The organism is Priestia flexa NBRC 15715 (assembly GCF_001591565.1).
Taxonomy (GTDB): Bacteria; Bacillota; Bacilli; order Bacillales; family Bacillaceae_H; genus Priestia; species Priestia flexa.
The window spans coordinates 1-3357 of record NZ_BCVD01000198.1 but is presented as its reverse complement, the minus strand read 5'-3'; the positions used below and the strand labels follow the sequence as shown (position 1 = coordinate 3357).

4 protein-coding genes are annotated in these 3357 nt (G+C 33.3%); all 4 read left to right on the top strand.

The genetic code is table 11. The features are described from left to right. Positions 1–449, top strand: a 449-nt coding sequence (locus BFL01S_RS19235) for a recombinase family protein (protein ID WP_061786675.1), incomplete at its 5' end; no start/stop codon positions are given. Positions 450–730: 281 nt separating this feature from the next. Further along, a complete protein-coding gene (locus BFL01S_RS20855) occupies positions 731–901 on the top strand; it encodes a hypothetical protein (RefSeq protein ID WP_169799874.1) in 171 nt (56 codons plus the stop codon). A gap of 72 nt (positions 902–973) precedes the next feature. After that, entirely contained in the window at positions 974–2380 is a 1407-nt protein-coding gene (locus BFL01S_RS19230; RefSeq protein WP_235859268.1) for a recombinase family protein, read from the top strand. A 186-nt stretch (positions 2381–2566) separates the two neighbouring features. Further along, a complete protein-coding gene (locus BFL01S_RS19225) occupies positions 2567–2818 on the top strand; it encodes a hypothetical protein (RefSeq protein ID WP_061786674.1) in 252 nt (83 codons plus the stop codon). The last annotated feature ends 539 nt before the right edge of the window (positions 2819–3357 follow it).

Below are 3357 nucleotides of genomic sequence, written 5' to 3'. Positions count from 1 at the left end.
AAATGAGATGTGCAATTTATATTCGAACAGCAAGTAAAAACAATACAGATCATCACTTAAATAAACAATCTGAGCAACTCAAACAATTTATCTCAGATCGTAATTGGCAGTTATACAATTCTTATATTGATATTGGCTCAGGTCCAAAAAAGTATGAGAATTTACAAGCCATTGTAGAAGATGCTCAAAATAATAAGTTTGATATTATTCTTTCAACTGATCCATCAAGATTATTTAGAAAGCCTAAATTAGTTTCTAAATTGAAGGAACTTTGTGAGATGCAAGCCATTCACATTTTGACATTAGATAAAGCAATAAACACTCTACAAAGTGACGTAAATTTTATTAGTCTTTATGCTAGGATTATAGAACAAGAATCCACGATCCTAAGCCAAAGAATTAAATTTGGCAAGAAGACACGCTTATTAGAAAAGCAAAGCGAAAAATAAAAATTCCAATATTTAAACCCAATAACAAGCGAAAACCGCAGAGGTTACTTAGCCACTAATCATTAGTAGGCTATGTAATATTCTGCGGTTTTTAATATGAAAGGAGCATTAATCAATGCAAACAAGTAAATTTAAAAAAGGCGTGCTATATATCCGAATAAATTCTGTTACTTTCAAACATCTAAAAAAGTAGAAGAATTGTTATCTGAATTTCTTAATGATTATTGTAAAAATAATGTTAAATTAACCGTCATTGACTTAATTAGAAAGGGGCGCTCTCTATGAGTAAAGATACTCTTTCAGTAGAACGAATCTACACAGACCCTAAGCTAGCATTTGCTCAGGTTATCAAAGCAATTATTGATAATAAAATAGAAGAACTTGTCAATACTGCTAACAAGGTAAACACTGCTACATCTCAATCAAACAATAAGGAGCAAGATGCTTCATGAGATGTGCAATTTATATTCGAGTATCAACAAGACAAAGAGGAACAAAAAGCCTCACTGAAATATCAGAAAGAATTGTTTTACAAATTCATTGAAGAAAAAGGATGGGACATTTACGAATTTTACGTAGATGTTCAATCCGGGACAACAGCAAAGAGAAAAAACCTTCAACGAATGATTGAAGACGCTCAAGTCAAAAAGTACGATATCATCTTAGCCAAAGAGTTATCACGGCTTGCCCGTAATGGTGAATTGTCATATAAAATCAAAAACCTTTGTGAAAACCAAGGGATTCACATTATCACATTGGATAATGCAATCAACACATTAACAGGCAATACCAATATGTTTGGTTTGTACGCTTGGATGTATGAACAAGAATCTCAAAATACAAGTAATCGTGTAAAAGAAACATTGAAAACACGTGCAAAAAAGGGCTTGTTTAAAGGATCCAATCCTCCATACGGTTATGAGGTTGTAGAGGGTAAACTTTATATACGCAAAGATGAGGCACCTGAAATTGTGCGACGAATTTACAAGGAGTATCTAGAAGGAAGTGGGCGTGAAAGTATCGCAAGACGGCTCTACAATGAAGGAGTCAAAACACCCGCTGATGTTGCAGGGAAGAAAAATGCGAGTGACAAATGGAATGATTCTACAATCAAGCTCATTCTTACAAATCCTCATTACGTTGGGGATTTAGTTCAAGGGCGCACGACCACAGTAAGTGTCACAAGCAAAAAAAGAAAGAAACAACAGAAAGATGAAATGTATATCTTTGAAAATACCCATGAACCCATCATTTCAAGGGATATGTTTGAAGCGGTACAAAATCTGATGAAGCAGCGCAAAAAATTCATTACGGCTCCGAAGCTTCACTTATTTACGAACATCCTCTTCTGTGCCGACTGCGGAAAGGGCATGTGGTATAGAAGCAATAGACCAAATGGTTACATTTGCGGTAATTATGCTCGTCATGGCAAAAAAGCTTGCAGCTCTCACAAGATCAAAGAGGACCATCTCAAAGAAACGATTTTGTATGATATCCGAAAACTCGTTCAAGAAATTGATAAAGAACAATATCTGAAAGAACTTGAGGCGAAGTCGAAGAAATCAAAGAAGGATATCCAACAAAAGTTGGATAAGTTTAACAAGCAAATTGAAGTGTTAAAAACGCGAAAAAAGAAATTCATCAAAATGCTCGCAGATGAAGAAATCAATCATGATGAGTATTTAGAAATGGTAGAAGATAACAATAACGAACTCACACAGCTTACGGAAAAGAAAAATGAAATGATTTCGATGCTCGAAAGTGAACAAATCATTGATAATATCGACAAGCTTAAACAAGAACTTCTTCAATTTCTTAACTTTGATGAATTAACACCTGAAATATTACATCGCCTCATTAATCGTATCGATGTAAAAGAAGACGGCACACCGGTCATTCATTACCGATTTGCCGCTCCAACATTTGAATAGAAGCAGGATTTCCCCTTATCAGGAACCTGCTTCATTTTTTAAAATCATCTGCGATACTACCTCAACATGTGTGGACTGTACATGGCAACACACGAGATGTTGATAGGCTACTCTTCAGTAAATAGAGGGTGAGCAGCATTGATACTGTGATCTCTTACTGAAAATATTTATATAGGAGAGTAACTAATGAAGAAAAAATTTCAATTAATGTTTGTTTTTCGAACAAAGCAACTTTCACTACTACACTGTGTCGGAATGGATTATGAAAATGGAGCAATGTTTTGCGTTTTGTTAAATAGCCCAAACGATAGTGTACAAATTGATTGTATGACTGATCACTATCCAAAATCTTTAATGAGCCATTTAAGTGAAGAGAAAGAAAGGATTGATTGTGGCTTCTATGATATTCGGACCTGGGGAATGAGTTTGTACCATTAATCCATAAAAAAAACAAAAGGTCTCACTTATCAAGAAATAATTGAGGCCTTTAAAATTAATTTTTCTTCAAATTATATTTATACGATAAAGTGTGTATCTTTGAAGATATGTATGAATGGTTGTCTTTCAAAGATTCTTTTATTGGATTCGATAAAGAGTCTATTTATATAAAATATAAATTCTTTTTTTATCTTTTTGAATCTTAAATGTTCTAAATACTTATCAGAAGATAAGTGCTCACTTTTATGAATTGGAACCCAGGAAAATGAGTTTATAACATGACTATTCGCCTTATAAACTTGCAAATAATAATTTTTCATCCTTGACTATTTATTAGTTCTTTACTAATAAATATAAGCTTTAAATATCTTCTCTTCAGCTAAAATAAGTCTGATAATTCAAATTTCAAACTTTACAATGTACATGCAAAGCATTTAAAATGGAAATATTAGTCTTTAATGTTTTGCTTAGTGCGTCTATTCATTTGAAAGGAGTGCTATATTGCAATGGAACTGGTCCTTTCAGCCACCAAATTAATT

Bases quoted from the DNA above. Each gene is read 5' to 3' on its own strand.
- BFL01S_RS20855 (WP_169799874.1), top strand. From the start codon at position 731: ATGAGTAAAGATACTCTTTCAGTAGAACGAATCTACACAGACCCTAAG.
- BFL01S_RS19225 (WP_061786674.1), top strand. From the start codon at position 2,567: ATGAAGAAAAAATTTCAATTAATGTTTGTTTTTCGAACAAAGCAACTT.